Here is a 17,698-nt window from a genome sequence, read left to right as displayed (position 1 = left end):
TTTTTCATGGGGGGTGATTGCCCGTCAGTCCATCAGGCGGCCGGGTTTTCAAAGGGCAGCGTCATCGAGCCCAGATCGCGTTTGGTCTCCACCAGCACCAGTGGACCTTCATCGGACACCGCCAGGGGTGGGCGCTCGCGCGGCACATGCAGCGGTTTGATTTCAGCTGCGATGGCGGCTTGCACCTCGGCAATCTTGGCCGCATCGGAGTTGACCCACTGCAGGCCTGAAGACTCGGCCACCTGGGCCAGGTCCTGCAGGGGCAGGGCGTAGGCCTGGACCTTGGGCAGCGTGATACCGGCTGCTGCGGGCGCAGGTACCGGCACGGGCGCAGCCACTGGTGCGACAACAGCGGCTGGTGCCGTGTAGGCAGGCGCGGGAGCCTGAACCTGAGCCGGAACCGCAACTGGAACGTTTGCCGAAGGGGTCGTCGGTGCTACAAATTCTGCAGCGACTGGCGCACGCTCTTCCTGGGCTGGCACCTGACCTGGCGCTGAGCCGGCGGGTGCGGCGGCGCCCTCGGCGGGCTGCTCGCTGCGCTCGCCGGTTTCACCGCGCTCCTCGCCACGCTCGCGCCGGTCGCGGCCGTAGCGGTCACGGCTGCGGCGTTCGCGGGGCTGGCGTTGCTCGTCTGCCGGGTTGACGCCCTGGCCGGTCTCGTCGAGTGCGGCGGCGGCCATAGGCGCGGCTTCAGCATTCACGAGGTTGCCAGCCGCCTCGGGGGCCGGGCCCTGGCCCTCGGTGCGTTCGCCGCGGCGGTCATTGCGACGGCCACCGCGTTCACCACCCCGTTCGCCGCGTTCACGGCGGCCTTCGCCCCGTCCTTCGCGTCCGCCCTGCTGGCGATCGCCGTCACGGCCGGCTTCCGGGGCGGGCCTGTCCTGGCCTTGCACGGCAGCATCGCCACCCATGGCTGCAGCCATGGCGGCCTGGTTGGCCAGTGCGAGATCCTGCTCTACCGCATCGCGCGGAATGCGGTCCCCGCGTTCGCCGCGCTCGCGGCGGTTGCGGTCACCGCGACCTTCGCCGCGACCCTCACGCCCTTCACGGCTTTCGCCGCGGGGCTGGCCTTCGCCGCGATTTTCAGTGCGGGCTTCAGCGCGAACTTCGCCGGCGGGACGCTCCTGGCGTGCGCCTTCGCCGCGTGCTTCGGGACTGCGTTCACGGCGTTCGCCGCCGCGGCCCTCGGTACGGTCGCCACGGCCTTCGGGGCGGCCCTCCGGGCGAGCCTCGCCACGTCCTTCACCACGACTGCGGCCACCACGGCGGCCATCGCGGCCACCGCGCTCTGAACGTTCACCTCGCTCGCCGCGTTCGCCACGTTCGCCACGTCCATCACGTCGTGCGTCGCCGCCACGCTCTTCTTTTTTCACTTCAATGGCAGGCGCAGCAGCCGGTGCCTCGGCGCCGCCGAACAGGCTCTTGATCCAGCCAAAGAAGCCTTTTTCGGCCGCCACGTGGGCGGGCGCTGCCGGCGCAGGGCGGGGTGCCACTTTGGCCGCAGGGGCTACCGGTTCGGGCTTGGGTGGCGCAATCGGCGCAGGCGCATCGGGCAGTACGCCCTTGATCACGGGTTCCTGCTTGTTGTGTTTTTCCTGGCTGCGGCGGGTCACCGTCGTCGGGTCTTCCACCTCGTCGGCCAGCTTGTAGCTCGCTTCGATATTGTCCAGGCGCGGATCGTCGTGCTTGAGGCGCTCCAGGCGGTAGTTCGGCGTCTCCAGTGTCTTGTTGGGAACCAGCAGCACATTGATGCGCTGCTTGAGCTCGATCTTGCCGATTTCGGAGCGTTTTTCGTTGAGCAGGAAAGATGCCACATCCACCGGCACCTGGCACAGCACCGAAGCCGTGCTGTCTTTCAGGGACTCTTCCTGAATGACGCGCAGGATCTGCAGCGCCGAGCTTTCCGTGTCGCGGATATGGCCGGAGCCGCCGCAGCGCGGGCAGGGAATCGATGCGCCTTCCGACAAGGCTGGCCGCAGCCGTTGACGGCTCATTTCCATCAGGCCGAATTTGCTGATGGTGCCGAACTGCACGCGTGCGCGGTCTTGCCGCAGCGCATCGCGCAGGCGGTTTTCCACGTCGCGGCGGTTGCGCGACTCTTCCATGTCGATGAAGTCGATGACGATCAGGCCACCCAGGTCGCGCAGGCGCATCTGGCGTGCGACTTCGTCGGCGGCTTCCAGGTTGGTGCGCGTGGCGGTTTCCTCGATGTCGCCGCCCTTGATGGCGCGGGCCGAGTTGACGTCGACCGAAACCAGTGCTTCGGTGTGGTCGATCACGATGGCGCCGCCGGAAGGCAGTTGCACGGTGCGGGCGTAGGCCGATTCGATCTGGTGCTCGATCTGGAAGCGCGAGAACAGCGGTGCGTCATCGCGGTAGCGCTTGACGCGGTGCTCATGCTCGGGCATCACATGCGCCATGAACTGGCGGGCCTGCTCGTAGACGTCGTCGGTGTCGAACAGGATGTCGCCGATGTCGCTGTTGAAGTAGTCGCGGATGGCGCGGATCACCAGGCTGGATTCCTGGTAAATCAGGAAAGCGCCCTTGCCGCCCTTGCCGGCGCCGTCGATGGCCGTCCAGAGCTTGAGCAGGTAGTTCAGGTCCCACTGCAGCTCAGGCGCGCTGCGGCCGATGCCCGCGGTGCGCGCGATGATGCTCATCCCGTTCGGGTACTCGAGCTGGTCCATCGCTTCCTTGAGCTCGGCCCGGTCGTCGCCTTCGATGCGGCGGCTCACGCCACCGCCGCGCGGGTTGTTGGGCATCAGGACCACATAGCGGCCGGCAAGCGACACGAACGTGGTCAGGGCTGCGCCCTTGTTGCCGCGCTCTTCTTTTTCCACCTGGACCAGCAGCTCCTGGCCTTCGCGGATCACATCGTTGATGCGTGCCTGGCTGACCGGCACGCCTTGTGCAAAGTATTGCTTGGAGATTTCCTTGAACGGCAGGAAGCCGTGGCGGTCTTCACCGTAATCGACAAAACAGGCTTCCAGCGAAGGCTCGACGCGGGTGACGACGGCCTTGTAGATGTTGCCCTTGCGCTGCTCGCGCCCTTCAATTTCAATTTCGTAGTCGAGGAGTTTTTGTCCATCGACGATCGCCAGACGGCGTTCTTCTGCCTGTGTGGCGTTTACCAGCATCCGTTTCATGGGTAGCTTTCCTTATCGTTCTTCGTTTTGATGTCATGTCTCGAACATCAATCACATGCCCAAAATGGGCTAACGACGCCGGAGGGACGCAGTGCGAACGTGGGGAATTGCCGGAGAGCTTTTGACCGCACCCTGGCCGACTGAAAAATCAGTCAGCGAAGTGGTCTGGGCGTAGGCGCGTGGATGGAGTGAGCAGGGGTCAAACAGGTGCTTGCCACAAAATATGTAGCGGCTTGCGCCCACTGGACAATGGGTGGAGGCTGATTTATGCCAAAAAGCAGGGCCCCAAGGCGCCGCAGGCATATATTTATCAGACTGACCCATGTTGTCATCAGAAGGCTACCCGTTAAAGGACTTGATCTCAGCTGGATCCGCATGCAGCCTGTTGTGCACGATGATTGGCGTGACTTGGGCTGAATGCATGGTATTCCGTAGTTGTATTCGCAAAACGCCGACTCGTCTGCACGGTAATCCGCTCGCCGCGAGGTGCCTGGCACTCGTCGCTTGCGGGCAATTGCCTGCAGGGCATCGACCTTCCAGCGGGGCTGTAGGCGGCTTGTTAACAAGCCTTTTGATGGGCTCCGGACTTGGGTGGACTAAACTCCAGACAAATCAACCACTTACAGCATATCGCTAGTGAAACACATTATAGGGGTAGCGGCAGGCAAGGCAAGGAGACCGGTTAAAGCACCGGTCCGCGCGCTTGTTGCCGCCTCCCAACCCAGGCCCCAGACCCCGTCCCGTCCCGTCGTTCGCGAGGTGGCTGCCCCGGCGCAGCCCCAGGCGACGCTGGTCACGGTCGATGAAGACTACGCCGGCCAGCGGCTCGACAACTTCCTGATCCGCCAGCTCAAGGGTGTGCCCAAAACCCATGTTTACCGCATCATCCGCAGCGGCGAGGTGCGGATCAACAAGGGCAGGGCGCAGGCCGACACCCGCCTCGAGGCTGGCGACGTGGTCCGCCTGCCGCCGGTGCGGACCTCGGAGCGGGCTGACCAGAAGGCCCAGGCCATGGCCGAGGAGGTGGCGCGCCACGGTGCCAGCTCCACCGTCGGCGGGTATGCGCCCTCGCGGGAGTTTCCCGTCCTTTTCGAAGATGACTTCCTGCTGGCCATCGACAAACCGGCCGGCGTGGCCGTGCACGGCGGCAGCGGTGTGAGCTTTGGGGTGATTGAACAATTGCGCATGGCCCGGCCGGAGGCGGATTTCCTGGAGCTGGTGCACCGGCTGGACCGGGAAACCAGCGGCATCCTGCTGATCGCCAAGCGCCGCATGGCCCTGAAACTGCTGCAGGAGCAATTTCGCGAGCGCGAAACCGACAAGGTTTACCTGGCGCTGGTGAGCGGCAACTGGCCTGCCAATCACCGCGTGATCGACAAGGCGCTGCATAAATACCTGTTGCCCGGTGGCGCTGGTGAAGGCGAACGGCGCGTCAAGGTGGTGTCCAATGACCATCCCGACGGCATGCGCTCGGTCACGCTGGTCAAGGTCAAGTCCGCCTTTGCGGCCCTTCCCGTGGCCCCGGGCACCCCGTTTACCCTGCTCGAAGTCACCATCAAGACCGGCCGCACGCACCAGATTCGCGTGCACCTGGCCAACGAGGGCCACCCGATTGCGGGGGATGATAAATACGGCGACTTCGAGCTGAACAAGTCCCTGCAGAAGTCCGTCGCCGGGGGCGCGCCCCTCAAGCGCATGTTCCTGCATGCCTGGAGCCTGAAATTCAACCACCCCAAGACACGCAAGACCATCCACCTGGAAACCCCCTTGCCCGACGAACTGCAGCAGTTCCTGTCGCTCCGGCCCGAAGGCACCCGAGAACCGTGACGCTATGGCCCCAGCCCTGCAGGGCGTGCCGGGGCCAGCGACAATCAAGGCATGCACACCCGAAATTTTGACCTGATCGCCTTTGACTGGGACGGCACGCTGTTCGATTCCACCAGCATCATCGTGCGCTGCATCCAGGCCGCGGTGCGTGACGTGGGTGGCACCGTGCCCACCGACCAGGCGGCCGCCTATGTGATCGGCTTGGGCCTGATGCAGGCGCTGGCCTATGCGGCTCCGGATGTATCCGCTGAAAAATACCCCGAGCTGGGCGCCCGTTACCGCCACCATTACGCTGCCCACTACGACGACCTGATCCTCTTTGACGGCGTGTTGCCGATGCTGAATGCCCTCAAGGCGCGTGGCTTCCGGCTGGCGGTGGCCACCGGAAAATCCCGGCGCGGGCTGGATGAGGCGCTGCGGAGCGCGGAACTCAAGGGCATGTTTCACGGCTCGCGCACGGCCGACGAGACGGCCGGCAAGCCCGACCCGCGGATGCTGCATGAGCTAATGGAGGAATTCGGCTGCACGTCTCAGCGGATGCTGATGGTGGGCGACACCACGCACGATCTGCAGATGGCGCTCAATGCGGCCTGCCCCAGTGTGGGGGTGAGCTACGGCGCGCACGAACCTGATGCCTTCACGGCCCTGGCGCCGCGCCACGTGGCCCATTCGGTGCAGGACCTCCATGACTGGCTGCTGGTCAATGGCTAGTAATGGCTAGTACCAGCGACTGAAGGGCTTCCCATGGATGAGCTGTTACCCCTGTGCAATGCCAGTGACCTGGTCGACGGCGGGGAGGCAGTGCCCTTCGATATCAACTATGCGGGCCAGACCTGCCGGGCTTTTGCCATCCGTTACGAGGGCCTGCCGCATGCTTACCTGAACCGCTGCACGCATGTGGCCATGGAACTCGACTGGCAGCCCAACCAGGTGTTTGACGACAGCGGACAATGGCTGCTGTGCGCCAGCCATGGTGCGGCTTACCGGCCCGATACCGGCCAGTGCGCAGGCGGCCCCTGCCAGGGCGGGTTGATCAAAATCACGCTTTCGGAAAATGACGGGGTTGTTTATTGGCATTCCGCTTACAACCTCAGACCGGTACAGTTCTAATACTTCTCTAAACTAGCGACCATGAACGAATCCAACCGCCCCGACAATCCGAACGACACCTCCCCTGATCTCCTGCGGGAGTCGGATTTCAGGCCGAACCAGCCGGAGTCCCGTCCTTATCCGGAAGATCGTGCTCCTGAAGCGGGAGCGAAAAAAGCCCTTCAGGCCGACCCGTCCCTGGCTCCCGGCTGGGAGCGCGCGACGCTGGAGAAGCTGGCGTTTGCATCGCTCAATGAGCAAAAAGCTGCCCGCCGCTGGAAAGCCTTTGTGCGCCTGTCCTGGCTGGCGTTTTTCATCGTGCTGGTGTGGATGCTCCTGCACCGCGGTACCCCCGCCACCGATGCGGCCGCGCCGCACACGGCCGTGGTGGAGATCAAGGGTGAAATCGCCGCCGGCGCCGACGCCAGTGCCGAGTTTGTCAATGCGGCGCTGCGTGCCGCGTTTGAAGACGATGGCGCCAAGGCCGTGGTGCTGCTGATCAACTCACCGGGGGGCAGCCCGGTGCAGGCCGGCATGATGAATGACGAAATCCTGCGCCTCAAGATCAAGCACAAGAAGCCGGTTTATGCCGTGGTGGAGGAAACCTGTGCATCGGCAGCCTATTACATCGCGGTGGCGGCCGACAAGATTTACGTCGACAAGGCCAGCATTGTCGGCAGCATCGGCGTGCTGATGGACGGCTTTGGCTTCACTGGCCTGATGGACAAGCTGGGCGTGGAACGCCGGCTGTTGACGGCTGGTGAGAACAAGGGCTTTCTGGACCCCTTCAGCCCGCAGAGCGACAAGCAGCGCGTGTATGCGCAGGCCATGCTGGACCAGATCCACCAGCAGTTCATCACGGTGGTGAAAGCCGGCCGCGGCAAGCGCCTCAAGGAAATGCCGGAGATGTTTAGCGGCCTGTTCTGGAGCGGCCAGCAGGCGGTGGAGCTGGGTTTGGCTGACCAGCTGGGCGGCCTGGAGTATGTGGCACGCGAGGTGGTCAAGGCCGAAGAGATCATCGACTACACGCGCCGCGAGAATGTGGCCGAGCGCCTTGCCAAGAAGTTTGGCGCGGCCATGGGCGAGGGGGCCATGAAGGCCTTCAAGGTCATTCCTGCCATTCGCTAGGCGCCTTTTCGGATCACGCAGCGCCAAAAAACAGCTGCACCACAAAACCAAAAAAAGCCCGCCATTTCATTGTGCGGGCTTTTTTTTATCGGGCTGCCCCAGATGTTTCTCAGCGGCCTATGCAAAAAACCGTGGGCAGATCCAGTGGCAGGACTGGTTTGTCGCGTTTCCAGCCGCTGGCCTGCATGCTGCGCGACGAGGCCTTGTCCAGCGTCAGGCCGCAGCTCAGTGCCAGCCGTGTATTGCCCTGCAGCGTTTGCAGCAGCGCCTGTAGCAGGGCCGCATTGCGGTAGGGCGTTTCAATAAAAAGCTGGGTCTGGCCGGTTTTCAGGGCCAGAGACTCCAGCTCGCGGATGCGCTGGGTCCGCTCGCCGCCGTCTTGCGGCAAATACCCGACAAACGCAAAGTTCTGGCCATTGAGGCCGCTCGCCGCCAGCGCCAGCATCAGCGACATGGGGCCCGTCAGCGGCACCACCTGCAGCCCGAGGTCATGCGCTGCGCGCACCACTGACGAGCCCGGGTCGGCGATCGCCGGCATGCCGGCTTCACTGACCAGGCCCATGTCATGGCCCTCCGTCGCGGCCACGAGCAGCGGCCGCGCATCAAAGTTGCCGGTGTGATCGCCCTTCTTGTGGACCTCACGCGGCAGCTCCTGAATTTGTAGCGACTGCAGCGGGTGCGCCAGGGGGTGCTGTTCGTTGATGCGCTTCAGGTAAGCGCGGGTGCTTTTGGCGTTCTCGCAAATCCAGCAGGACAGCCGGGCTGCGACCTGCAGCGTGCCCGAGGGCATCACGTCCTGAAGCGGGGCCTGGGTGTCGCAGCCAAAATCAAGCGGCGCGGGCACCAGGTAAAGCCGGCCTTTCATGGCGCCGCTCATCGCTGTGCCCCGCTGCCGGTGAGCAGGGCCACACCGGCCGCCTGGATCATTTTGCAGGTACGTATCAGCGGCAGGCCGACCAGTGCGGTCGGGTCGTCGTTGTCAATCGATTCGAGCAGCGCGATGCCCAGCCCTTCGCTTTTTGCGCTGCCGGCACAGTCATAAGGCTGCTCGGCGCGCAGGTAGTTTTCAATCTCCGCATCGCTCAGGTCCCGAAATGTCACCCGCACGGCCGCCAGGCTGCTTTGCTCGAACCCGCTTTCCAGGCACACCACGGCCACCGCCGTTTGAAACACCACGGTTTGGCCCCGCATCTGACGCAGTTGCGCAACCGCCCGTTCGTGGGTGCCTGGTTTGCCCAGCGGCAGGCCGTTCAGGTCGGCCACCTGGTCGGAACCGATCACCACCGCATGGGGAAAATTGCGAGCCACCGCGCGTGCCTTGGCGAGTGCCAGACGTTCAGCCAGCAGGCGGGGCGTTTCGCCGGGCAGCGGTGTCTCATCAACGTCGGGAGTTGCCACCTCAAACGGGAGGTGCAGGCGCTGCAGCAGTTCGCGGCGATAGGGCGAGGTCGAGCCCAGCACCAGTGGGCGGCTTGTGGGCGCAAGGGCCGTGGCTGCCGTTGATGCGGCGACCGGGTTGGAGGCAGAGTTCATGCTCCGATTCTCTTACACTGCACCCATGTCCAGATCTCTTCAAGCCCACCGGCTCAACATGCAAGCTTTCGCCCAGGATGGTGTGCCGCTTGTCGAAACCACTTTGCTACAAAATATGAAGCGCCTTGTGGAGGAAACACAAGGGCTGGAGCCTGAGTCAGTTATAAAGTGGGAGGCTCGGGCGGAGCTGCGGCCACGCCCGGGGGCTGATGACGAGGTCTGGCTGCACCTGCAAGCGCAAGCGGATGTGCCGCTGACCTGCCAGCGTTGCATGGGGGCGGTGGTCACCCCTGTCCAGGTGGATCAGTGGTACCGTTTTGTTGCCAACGAAGACATTGCGATGGCCGAGGACGATCAGTCCGAAGAAGACCTGCTGGTGATGGAGCCGCAATTCGATTTGCTGGCGGTGCTTGAAGACGAGTTGTTGATGGCGTTGCCACTGGTGCCCATGCACGGCGAATGCCCGGTGGCTCCCAAGTTGCAGGCTGGTGAGGCTGACGTCGCCGACGAATCCGGTCAGAAGCCCAATCCTTTCGCTGTGCTGGCGCAGCTCAAGAAAAAGTAATAAATTTGTATTAGATTTACTATCTGCGGCGGCGGGAATTCACTGGAATGATGCGCAGCCACGGAATTGCCGGGCGGGGTGATGGCCAAAATTGCCGGTATCGCGCTATAATCAAAGGCTTCGCGTGCCAATGTAGTGATGCGGCCCTGTAGACCAACATACAGGCCCAGCTACCTGAATTCAAAAATCTGGCGCGTAATTTACCAACCCTATACCCCCCTCAGGAGCGGATCATGGCCGTCCAGCAGAACAAAAAGTCACCTTCCAAGCGCGGCATGCACCGCTCGCACAACGCACTCACCGTGCCAGGCATCGCTGTGGAATCCACCACGGGCGAAACCCACCTGCGCCACCACATCAGCCCGACCGGTTTTTACCGTGGCCGCAAGGTGCTGAAAACCAAATCCGAAGCGTAATTCCGCGCTTGATGTACTGGCCCGCACTGATACTGCGGGCCTTTCTTTTGTCCATAATTCAATCTTGACTGCGCCGGTCTTTTCATGATCAGGATCGCTGTCGATGCCATGGGTGGGGATGTTGGCCCGGACGTGACCGTTCCCGCCAGCCTGGCCTTTTTGAGCGGCCACCCGGAAGCCTCGGTGGTGCTGGTGGGTCAGCCAGACGTTCTGGCGGCGCACCCGCAATACGCCCTGCTGCAATCGCATCCCCGCTGTCAAATCGTTGCCGCCAGCGAGATCGTCACCATGGACGATCCGATCGAAATCGCATTGCGGCGAAAAAAGAACTCGTCCATGCGGGTGGCCATGAACCAGGTCAAGGACGGTGTCGCCCAGGCCGCTGTTTCGGCCGGCAACACCGGCGCACTGATGGCCATTGCCCGCTACGTGCTGAAAACCATGGAGGGCATCGACCGGCCCGCCATTGCGACACAGCTGCCCAATGCTGCGGGCGGCGCCACCACGGTGCTGGATCTCGGCGCCAATGTGGATTGCACTGCCGACCATTTGCTGCAGTTTGCGGTCATGGGTTCAGCCTTGGTGGCCGCCATTTCCGGTAAACCCGCGCCTAGCGTTGGACTGCTCAATATCGGTGAAGAGGCGATAAAAGGCAGTGAAACCATTAAAAAGGCCGGTGAATTGCTGCGATCTGCCTCTATTTCCGGTGATCTAAATTTTTACGGAAATGTTGAAGGCAACGATATTTTCAAGGGCACAACCGATATCGTGGTGTGCGATGGCTTTGTCGGCAATGTGGCGCTGAAAGCCAGCGAGGGGCTGGCGAGCATGATCGGTGGCTTCATCAAGGCTGAGTTTTCACGCAATATTTTGACGAAATGCGCGGCAATTGTGGCCTATCCTGTGCTAACTGCATTTAAAAACCGGGTAGACCACAGGCGTTACAACGGCGCCGCATTGCTGGGCCTGCAAGGCCTGGTTTTCAAAAGCCATGGATCCGCAGATGCCTTTGCTTTTGAGAGGGCGCTGAATCGGGCTTATGATGCGGCTCGTAACAATTTGCTGGAGAGAGTTCGCGAACGCATCGCCCATGCCGCCCCCTTGTTGGTGGCGGGGCAGCCGGCACCGGCCAACAATGGCGTGCCTGCGGTTTCTTCGATGGCAGTTGACCCAGCAGTCCCAACAGCGGCACACTAATCAATGACCCGTTATTCACGCATCACTGGCACCGGTAGTTACTTGCCACCGCGCCGACTGACCAATGCCGAGCTGGCCGCCGAGCTGGCCACCAAAGGCGTTGAAACTTCCGACGAATGGATTGTGGAGCGCACCGGTATCCGGGCGCGCCATTTCGCCGCGCCCGATGTGTCCAGCAGCGACCTCGCCGTGAAAGCTGCCCGGCACGCGCTGGAAGCTGCAGGTCGTCAGGCGTCCGACATCGACCTGATCATTGTTGCGACGTCGACGCCAGACATGGTGTTTCCCTCTGCCGCATGCATCGTGCAGAACAAACTCGGCATTGCGGGTTGCCCGGCCTTTGATGTCCAGGCGGTTTGCAGTGGATTTGTTTATGCACTGACCGTGGCCGATGCGTTGATCAAAACCGGCTCGGCCACCAAGGCGCTGGTGATTGGCGCGGAAGTGTTCTCGCGCATTCTGGATTTCTCCGACAGGACCACCTGCGTGCTGTTTGGCGATGGTGCTGGCGCCGTGGTGCTGGAAGCGTCGGAGACGCCGGGTATCCTCGCCAGCGATCTGCATGCTGACGGCAAGCATGTCGGCATCCTGTGCGTACCGGGCAATGTATCGGGCGGCCAGGTGCTGGGCGATCCCTTCCTCAAAATGGACGGGCAGGCGGTGTTCAAACTGGCCGTGGGTGTACTTGAAAGTGCGGCCCGGGCCGCACTGGCCAAGGCCAATTTGCTGGATACGGACATCGACTGGCTGATTCCGCATCAGGCCAATATCCGCATCATGCATAGCACTGCCAGGAAGCTGAAGGTGCCCCTGGAAAAGCTGATCGTCACGGTAGACGAGCATGGCAACACCTCGGCTGCATCCATCCCGCTGGCACTGGATGCGTCCGTGCGCAGCGGCAAGGTGAAAAAAGGTGACACCCTCATGCTCGAAGGCGTGGGCGGCGGTTTTACCTGGGGTGCAGTGCTTCTCAACTATTGAGATGGCTGCCTGTATTTCCCGGCCAGCTTCTGACAGACAGGTGGCCGTTTGAGTCTCAGACCGTCAGGCCGTGTGGATGCCATTGCAATCCTGCTGCTGGTGGCGGCCTTTGTCCTGGCCGGCTGGAAAATCTCCAACCGCCTGCCTGCCGTCAGCTATGCGGCGGCACCGCAGCAGGCGGTGTTGCCGGGCGCTTCCCTGAAAGCCCCGCCGGACGCAAGCCTGCCACCGCAGCAGCGTTCACCTGACGGCCGTTTCCGCTTCGAAAATCGCGGGCCGCATGGCGGCGGGTGGGGTGGGGCGTGCCTGACCGGTTGCCGTCCTGATGGGTTTCTTAGAATGGCGGGCGCTGACAGGGTTCGCCGCTTGATAACTGGAGTAATTATTTGAAATCGTTCGCTATTGTTTTTCCCGGTCAGGGTTCGCAGTCGGTGGGCATGCTGGACGCCTGGGGCGACCATGCTGTCGTCCGGCAAACACTCATCGAAGCATCGGATGCCCTGGGTCAGGATATCGGCCAGCTGATCAAGGACGGCCCCAAGGAGGCCCTGGCCCTGACGACCAACACCCAGCCGGTGATGCTGGTGGCGGGTGTGGCCGCCTACCGGGCGTGGATGGCGGAAACCGGCACGGCGCCGGCCGCCGTGGCTGGCCATTCGCTGGGCGAATATTCTGCGCTGGTGGCTGCGGGGGTGCTGTCCCTGGCGCAGGCCGCGCCGCTGGTGCGCTTCCGCGCCCAGGCCATGCAGGACGCCGTGCCTGTGGGTGTGGGCGCGATGGCGGCCATTCTGGGCATGGACGCAGCCAGGGTCATCGAAGGTTGTGCCGAGGCGGTCCGCACCTTCGGGCTCAATACCGATGAGGTGGTGGAAGCCGTCAATTTCAACGACCCCCTGCAAACCGTCATTGCGGGCAGCAAGGCTGCGGTGGACAAGGCTTGCGAGGTGCTGAAAGCCAACGGCGCGAAGCGGGCCTTGCCCCTGCCGGTGTCGGCGCCGTTTCATTCGAGCCTGATGAAACCGGCCGCCGAAAAACTCAGGGAAAAACTCGCTGCCATCGATTTCGCGGCCCCGCTGATTCCCGTCATCAACAATATCGACGTGGCGGTAGAGACGGATGCCGATCGCATTCGCGCAGCGCTTTACAAGCAGGCTTTCGGGCCGGTGCGCTGGGTCGAGTGTGTCCAGGCCATCAAGGCGCGCGGGTTGACGACGGTTGTCGAGTGCGGGCCGGGCAAGGTGCTGGCCGGTATGGTCAAAAGAATAGACCCGGAATTGACGGGCGTGCCCCTGTTTGACCCGGCCTCAATGGCAGACGTGAAGGAGATGCTGGCATGAATGAAGTCAAGTTTGAAGGACAGGTTGCACTGGTCACCGGTGCGTCGCGCGGCATAGGCGCCGCCATTGCGCTGGAGCTGGCCCAGAAGGGCCTGAAGGTCATCGGTACGGCCACCAGTGATGAAGGTGCGGCCAAAATCAGCCAGGTCCTTGCCACTTTCCCCGGTTGTGCCGGCAAGAACCTGAATGTGAATGATGCTGCGGCGGCCGAGGCGTTAATAGACAGCATCGTCCGGGAACACGGCGGCCTGCAGGTGCTGGTCAACAATGCCGGAATCACGCGTGACATGCTGGCCATGCGCCTGAAGGACGACGATTGGGATGCGGTGCTCGACACCAATCTCAAGGCGGTGTTTCGCATGAGCCGCGCCGTGATGCGCATCATGATGAAGCAGCGTTATGGCCGCATCATCAGCATTACGTCGGTGGTGGGTGCATCAGGCAACGCGGGGCAGTCCAATTACGCCGCCGCCAAGGCGGGTGTGGCAGGCATGACGCGAGCATTGGCGCGCGAACTGGGCTCGCGCAACATCACGGTCAACTGCGTGGCGCCGGGCTTTATCGAGACCGACATGACGGCCAGCCTGCCTGAAGAGCAGCAAAAAGCGCTGCTGGGGCAAATTCCGCTGGGCCATCTCGGCAAGCCGCAGGATATTGCGCATGCTGTGGCTTTTGTGGCCAGTCCGCAAGCGGCCTACATCACAGGGCAGGAAATTCATGTCAACGGCGGCATGTACATGTAGCCGCTCAGCCTGCCTCATGAGGAGCATGGGTTGACGGTGGTAAAACACATCAAATCGGGGCCGGTTTTTATCCGTCCGGCCTGATGCTTAGGGAAACGACCCTAACGCGGTAAAATCACGGATTAATTTACAACCCTCAGAGGGAACTATGAGCGATATCGAAGCACGTGTTAAGAAAATCATTGCCGAGCAACTTGGCGTTGAAGAAGGTCAAGTCACCAGTGAAAAAGCCTTTGTGGCCGATCTCGGCGCTGACTCGCTTGACACCGTAGAACTGGTTATGGCTCTGGAAGACGAGTTTGGCATTGAGATTCCCGACGAAGATGCCGAGAAAATCACCACCGTCCAGAATGCGATTGACTACGCCAACACCCATCAAAAGGCTTGAGGCCCAAGGTTCCAGACCTTTGCCTTTGCCGTCATTCAACCTGAAAGGCCGTTCAGGGTCTTTTCGGGTTTTTTTCAGGATTACTGAATGAGCCGTCGTCGTGTCGTTGTGACAGGTTTGGGTTGCGTCAGCCCGGTAGGTAATACCGTCGCTGATTCGTGGGCCAATTTGCTTGCCGGAACTCCCGGCATTGACCTGATCACGCAATTTGATGCAAGCAACTTTGCCTGCAAGTTCGCGGGTGAGGTGAAGGGCTTCAAGATCGAGGATTACATCCCCGAGAAGGAAGCCCGGCACATGGACCGCTTCATTCACCTGGGCCTGGCTGCGGCGTTCCAGGCGGTCGCTGACAGTGGCTTGCCTACCGGCGATGCGCTCGGCGACGAGCTGGCTACCCGCATTGGTTGCAACATCGGCTCGGGCATTGGCGGTTTGCCGATGATCGAGCAGACGCATGCCGAGCTGGTGAATCGCGGCCCACGTCGCGTTTCCCCGTTTTTTGTGCCGGCGTCGATCATCAACATGATTTCCGGCCATGTGTCGATCAAGTTTGGCTTCAAGGGGCCCAACATCGCGGTTGTCACGGCATGCACCACCGGCCTTCATGCCATTGGCCTGTCAGCCCGCATGATCGAATACGGCGACTGCGACGTCATGATTGCCGGCGGTGCTGAAGCGACGGTGTCGCCTTTGGGTGTGGGCGGCTTTGCCGCAGCCCGCGCGCTGTCAACCCGCAATGAGGACCCCAAGACCGCTTCACGTCCCTGGGACAAGGACCGCGACGGCTTTGTACTGGGCGAGGGCAGTGGTGTTCTGGTGCTCGAGGAGTACGAGCATGCGAAGGCGCGCGGCGCAAAGATTTATGCTGAAGTCATCGGTTTCGGCATGAGCGCTGACGCCTATCACATGACCGCACCCGACATCAACGGGCCGTGCCGTTCCATGACCATGGCATTGAAGAATGCAGGCGTCAACGCCGATCAGGTTCAGTACCTCAACGCGCATGGAACTTCCACGCCGCTGGGCGACCTGAACGAGACCAACGCCATCAAGGCGGCATTTGGCAGCCATGCGAAGAACATGGTGGTCAGTTCGACCAAATCGATGACAGGCCACCTGCTGGGCGGCGCCGGTGGCATTGAGTCGGTGTTCACCGTGCTGGCATTGCATCACCAGAAGATCCCCCCCACCATCAACATTTTCAACCAGGATCCCGAGTGCGACCTGGACTACTGCGCCAACGTGGCGCGCGACGCCAACATTGAAATTGCGGTGAAAAACAATTTTGGATTCGGCGGCACCAACGGTACGCTGGTTTTCAAGCGCGCCTGACGTCGCCCTGTTTCCACCTTTTCAAGCACGCGCCCAAGCACCGCACTGACTGTCTTGATCACCCACAACGCCCCGCCGGTTGTCTATCCGCTGGGGCGTTCGCGTTTTCAGGGCTGGCTATTGCTGGGTCTGTGGCTGGCGGGTGTGTTGCTGGTTTTATTTTGGTTTCACCTTGTCCGTCAATCTGGTTGGCGGATGGCACTGGTCGTTGCAGCGGTATGCGGTGCGGGCGCCCTGGCATGGGTTGGCTGGAAAAAAGTACCCTCTGGCCGGCTGGCATGGGACGGCGAGGTGTGGCACTGGGAAAGCCAGGCTTACCAGGCGGGCGTTGCCGGGTACGAACTCTCGGTGATTGCTGATTTCCAGCACATGCTACTGCTCCGGCTTCAGAATCCGGCGCGTGCCGGACTCTGGCTTTGGGCGGAGCGAAGGGTGTTGCCAGAGCGCTGGCTGGACCTGCGCCGGGCGGTATATTCCCCGCACAAGCCGGCAGGCTCTTCCCGCTCATTGGACGGGATGCCTGCAGAGCCGCTGCCGGCTGTGGCAGTATCGGGCCATGAGCTTCCTGTTGATGCCACACGGATAAAGCCATGACTGAGGACCTGACACCCCGGCAATCCGAAAAAGCGGCTGACAGCGACGCCATGCTGGTCGAGCGCGCCGTGGCCGGGGACCAAAAGGCCTTTGAGCTGCTGGTGATCAAGTACCAGCGCCGCATTCAGCGCCTCATAGGGCGCATGGTGCGCGATGTGGATCTGGTGGAAGACATCGCCCAGGAGACGTTTATCAGGGCTTACCGGGCCTTGGCGCAGTTCAGGGGCGAAGCCCAGTTCTACACCTGGCTCTACCGGATCGCGGTCAACACCGCCAAAAAAGCCCTGATGGATCTCAAGCGGGATCCCACCGTTTCCGAAAATTCCTTTAAATCCGGAGAGGACGATGAAACTTCCCCGCTGGAAAACGAACTAACTAGCTCGGAAACGCCGGATGCCGTGTTGGCAAGCAAGGAAATTGCGGAAATGGTCAACGCGGCTATGGAGGCCTTGCCGGAAGAGCTTCGTCAGGCCATCACCTTGCGCGAAATCGAAGGGTTGAGCTATGAAGAAATCTCGGAGGCCATGAATTGCCCCATTGGCACAGTGCGGTCCCGTATTTTCAGGGCGCGTGAAGCGATCTCTGGGAAAGTCAAGCCCTTGCTGGAAAACCAGTCAGGCAAGCGCTGGTGATGCTGGTAGTTGTTGGCTGGTATCCATGTCAAGAGCCTTGTTGAATCACTATTGAACCAATGAATGAATAACGCCCTTCTTTCAGCCTGTAAAGCCCTTTAATAAACCGGCATGCCCACTGCCCATGAACATCATGAAACCGTCTATGCAAACCAGTGAACTCATGTCTGCCCTGGCCGATGGCCAGCTGGGCGGTGAGGACTTTGCCGCCGCACTGCAGGCCTGCCAGCACGACGAATCTGCGTTTTCCAGCTGGGCCGCTTACCATTTGATTGGCGAGGTGTTGCGATCCCCTGCGCCCGTGGCGCCCGTGGCGGACCTGGCCTTTCTGGGTCGGTTGAACCAGCGCCTTTCGCAAGAGCCACAAGAGCCGTTGCTTCGGGCGCGCCACCAGCCTGTTGCACTTGATTCAGCGGCGCAAGCCAGGGGAAAAACTGGTGCGAACGTGGTCCACCACCGCGGCGCGGCATCCAATGACAGCATGCTGCCCTGGAAGTGGGTGGCCGGCTTTGCTTCCCTGGCAGCCATTTCCGCCATCGCGTGGAACTCCTCGGGCCTGCTGATGCCTGATGCTGCACCGCAGCTTGCCCAAGGCCCGGCTCAGCAGGTGCTGGTGGCTTCACCGCAGGGTCCGATAGTGCGCGATGCCCGGCTGGAGGAGTTGCTGACCGCACACAAGCAGTTGGGTGGTGCATCCGCCTTGCAGGTGCCGTCGGGGTTTTTGCGAAACGCCACCTTTGAAACGCCTCAGAATGCAGGGCGTTGAATGAGCTTTTGCTGCGGCAGAGCC

General features: G+C 61.9%; 19 protein-coding genes. 16 read left to right on the top strand and 3 right to left on the bottom strand.

Features of this window, described 5'->3' with window-relative positions:
* Positions 1-32 precede the first annotated feature (32 nt).
* Positions 33-3,146, bottom strand: coding sequence for an Rne/Rng family ribonuclease (locus AC1DS5_RS21625; RefSeq protein ID WP_477720310.1), 3,114 nt, complete (start codon positions 3,144-3,146; stop codon positions 33-35).
* 636 nt (positions 3,147-3,782) lie between these two features.
* Between AC1DS5_RS21625 and AC1DS5_RS21620 the strand changes: the two genes are divergently transcribed.
* Genes AC1DS5_RS21620 through AC1DS5_RS21605 form a run of 4 tightly spaced genes read left to right on the top strand, consistent with a single transcriptional unit; the run spans position 3,783 to position 7,190 of the window.
* Positions 3,783-4,973 carry an RluA family pseudouridine synthase gene (locus AC1DS5_RS21620; RefSeq protein ID WP_477720309.1) on the top strand — a complete coding sequence of 397 codons (1,191 nt, stop codon included), beginning with the start codon at positions 3,783-3,785 and terminating at the stop codon, positions 4,971-4,973.
* A gap of 51 nt (positions 4,974-5,024) precedes the next feature.
* On the top strand, positions 5,025-5,684 hold the full coding sequence (locus tag AC1DS5_RS21615) for an HAD family hydrolase (RefSeq protein ID WP_477720308.1): 660 nt from the start codon (positions 5,025-5,027) through the stop codon (positions 5,682-5,684).
* Positions 5,685-5,717: 33 nt separating this feature from the next.
* Positions 5,718-6,083, top strand: coding sequence for a Rieske (2Fe-2S) protein (locus AC1DS5_RS21610; protein ID WP_477720307.1), 366 nt, complete (start codon positions 5,718-5,720; stop codon positions 6,081-6,083).
* Between the two features lie 21 nt (positions 6,084-6,104).
* Complete coding sequence (locus tag AC1DS5_RS21605) at positions 6,105-7,190, top strand: S49 family peptidase (RefSeq protein WP_477720306.1); 1,086 nt, start codon at positions 6,105-6,107, stop codon at positions 7,188-7,190.
* Positions 7,191-7,299: 109 nt separating this feature from the next.
* On the opposite strand, the gene AC1DS5_RS21600 is transcribed toward AC1DS5_RS21605, so the two are convergent.
* Together AC1DS5_RS21600 and AC1DS5_RS21595 are read right to left on the bottom strand one after the other, a co-directional pair.
* Positions 7,300-8,067 (bottom strand): SAM-dependent methyltransferase, encoded by a 768-nt coding sequence (locus tag AC1DS5_RS21600; RefSeq protein WP_477720305.1) that lies wholly within the window; start codon positions 8,065-8,067, stop codon positions 7,300-7,302.
* A complete protein-coding gene (locus AC1DS5_RS21595; protein WP_477720304.1) occupies positions 8,064-8,723 on the bottom strand; it encodes a Maf family nucleotide pyrophosphatase in 660 nt (219 codons plus the stop codon). The genes AC1DS5_RS21600 and AC1DS5_RS21595 overlap by 4 nt, the downstream gene beginning before the upstream one ends.
* On the opposite strand from AC1DS5_RS21595, the gene AC1DS5_RS21590 reads away from it, so the two are divergent.
* The 12 genes from AC1DS5_RS21590 (at position 8,707) to AC1DS5_RS21535 (ending at position 17,674) form a co-directional block, all read left to right on the top strand.
* The gene (locus tag AC1DS5_RS21590; RefSeq protein WP_477720303.1) at positions 8,707-9,288 is read left to right on the top strand and encodes a YceD family protein; all 582 of its coding nucleotides are present in this window, start codon (positions 8,707-8,709) and stop codon (positions 9,286-9,288) included. The two genes, AC1DS5_RS21595 and AC1DS5_RS21590, sit on opposite strands and share 17 nt — an antisense overlap.
* Before the next feature lie 233 nt (positions 9,289-9,521).
* Positions 9,522-9,704, top strand: a complete 183-nt coding sequence (gene rpmF / locus AC1DS5_RS21585) for a 50S ribosomal protein L32 (RefSeq protein ID WP_007873878.1) — start codon at positions 9,522-9,524, stop codon at positions 9,702-9,704.
* A gap of 84 nt (positions 9,705-9,788) precedes the next feature.
* The gene (gene plsX / locus AC1DS5_RS21580; RefSeq protein ID WP_477720302.1) at positions 9,789-10,901 is read left to right on the top strand and encodes a phosphate acyltransferase PlsX; all 1,113 of its coding nucleotides are present in this window, start codon (positions 9,789-9,791) and stop codon (positions 10,899-10,901) included.
* Positions 10,902-10,904: 3 nt separating this feature from the next.
* A complete protein-coding gene (locus tag AC1DS5_RS21575) occupies positions 10,905-11,882 on the top strand; it encodes a beta-ketoacyl-ACP synthase III (protein WP_477720301.1) in 978 nt (325 codons plus the stop codon).
* Positions 11,883-11,954: 72 nt separating this feature from the next.
* Positions 11,955-12,272: a hypothetical protein gene (locus AC1DS5_RS21570; protein ID WP_477720300.1), complete on the top strand. Its 318-nt coding sequence runs from the start codon at positions 11,955-11,957 to the stop codon at positions 12,270-12,272.
* Entirely contained in the window at positions 12,269-13,219 is a 951-nt protein-coding gene (gene fabD / locus AC1DS5_RS21565) for an ACP S-malonyltransferase (protein WP_477720299.1), read from the top strand. Before AC1DS5_RS21570 ends, fabD begins: the two co-directional genes overlap by 4 nt.
* Positions 13,216-13,962 (top strand): 3-oxoacyl-ACP reductase FabG, encoded by a 747-nt coding sequence (fabG, locus tag AC1DS5_RS21560; RefSeq protein WP_477720298.1) that lies wholly within the window; start codon positions 13,216-13,218, stop codon positions 13,960-13,962. Before fabD ends, fabG begins: the two co-directional genes overlap by 4 nt.
* 148 nt (positions 13,963-14,110) lie before the next feature.
* Complete coding sequence (gene acpP, locus AC1DS5_RS21555; RefSeq protein ID WP_011484542.1) at positions 14,111-14,350, top strand: acyl carrier protein; 240 nt, start codon at positions 14,111-14,113, stop codon at positions 14,348-14,350.
* Positions 14,351-14,437: 87 nt separating this feature from the next.
* A complete protein-coding gene (gene fabF / locus AC1DS5_RS21550) occupies positions 14,438-15,682 on the top strand; it encodes a beta-ketoacyl-ACP synthase II (RefSeq protein WP_477720297.1) in 1,245 nt (414 codons plus the stop codon).
* A 54-nt stretch (positions 15,683-15,736) separates the two neighbouring features.
* On the top strand, positions 15,737-16,276 hold the full coding sequence (locus AC1DS5_RS21545; protein ID WP_477720296.1) for a hypothetical protein: 540 nt from the start codon (positions 15,737-15,739) through the stop codon (positions 16,274-16,276).
* Positions 16,273-16,908, top strand: a complete 636-nt coding sequence (gene rpoE, locus AC1DS5_RS21540) for an RNA polymerase sigma factor RpoE (protein WP_477720295.1) — start codon at positions 16,273-16,275, stop codon at positions 16,906-16,908. Before AC1DS5_RS21545 ends, rpoE begins: the two co-directional genes overlap by 4 nt.
* Positions 16,909-17,053: 145 nt before the next feature.
* The gene (locus AC1DS5_RS21535; protein WP_477720294.1) at positions 17,054-17,674 is read left to right on the top strand and encodes a sigma-E factor negative regulatory protein; all 621 of its coding nucleotides are present in this window, start codon (positions 17,054-17,056) and stop codon (positions 17,672-17,674) included.
* The last annotated feature ends 24 nt before the right edge of the window (positions 17,675-17,698 follow it).

Source organism: Polaromonas sp. P4_H1 (assembly GCF_056400945.1).
The sequence above is the reverse complement of the archived record's forward strand: the minus strand, read 5'-3'. Positions and strand labels throughout refer to the sequence as shown.

Coding starts and splice junctions, on each gene's coding strand:
- AC1DS5_RS21625 (WP_477720310.1), bottom strand. CDS start 3,146: ATGAAACGGATGCTGGTAAACGCCACACAGGCAGAAGAACGCCGTCTG.
- AC1DS5_RS21615 (WP_477720308.1), top strand. CDS start 5,025: ATGCACACCCGAAATTTTGACCTGATCGCCTTTGACTGGGACGGCACG.
- AC1DS5_RS21610 (WP_477720307.1), top strand. CDS start 5,718: ATGGATGAGCTGTTACCCCTGTGCAATGCCAGTGACCTGGTCGACGGC.
- AC1DS5_RS21605 (WP_477720306.1), top strand. CDS start 6,105: ATGAACGAATCCAACCGCCCCGACAATCCGAACGACACCTCCCCTGAT.
- AC1DS5_RS21600 (WP_477720305.1), bottom strand. CDS start 8,067: ATGAGCGGCGCCATGAAAGGCCGGCTTTACCTGGTGCCCGCGCCGCTT.
- AC1DS5_RS21595 (WP_477720304.1), bottom strand. CDS start 8,723: ATGAACTCTGCCTCCAACCCGGTCGCCGCATCAACGGCAGCCACGGCC.
- rpmF (WP_007873878.1), top strand. CDS start 9,522: ATGGCCGTCCAGCAGAACAAAAAGTCACCTTCCAAGCGCGGCATGCAC.
- plsX (WP_477720302.1), top strand. CDS start 9,789: ATGATCAGGATCGCTGTCGATGCCATGGGTGGGGATGTTGGCCCGGAC.
- AC1DS5_RS21575 (WP_477720301.1), top strand. CDS start 10,905: ATGACCCGTTATTCACGCATCACTGGCACCGGTAGTTACTTGCCACCG.
- fabG (WP_477720298.1), top strand. CDS start 13,216: ATGAATGAAGTCAAGTTTGAAGGACAGGTTGCACTGGTCACCGGTGCG.
- acpP (WP_011484542.1), top strand. CDS start 14,111: ATGAGCGATATCGAAGCACGTGTTAAGAAAATCATTGCCGAGCAACTT.
- fabF (WP_477720297.1), top strand. CDS start 14,438: ATGAGCCGTCGTCGTGTCGTTGTGACAGGTTTGGGTTGCGTCAGCCCG.
- rpoE (WP_477720295.1), top strand. CDS start 16,273: ATGACTGAGGACCTGACACCCCGGCAATCCGAAAAAGCGGCTGACAGC.
- AC1DS5_RS21535 (WP_477720294.1), top strand. CDS start 17,054: ATGCAAACCAGTGAACTCATGTCTGCCCTGGCCGATGGCCAGCTGGGC.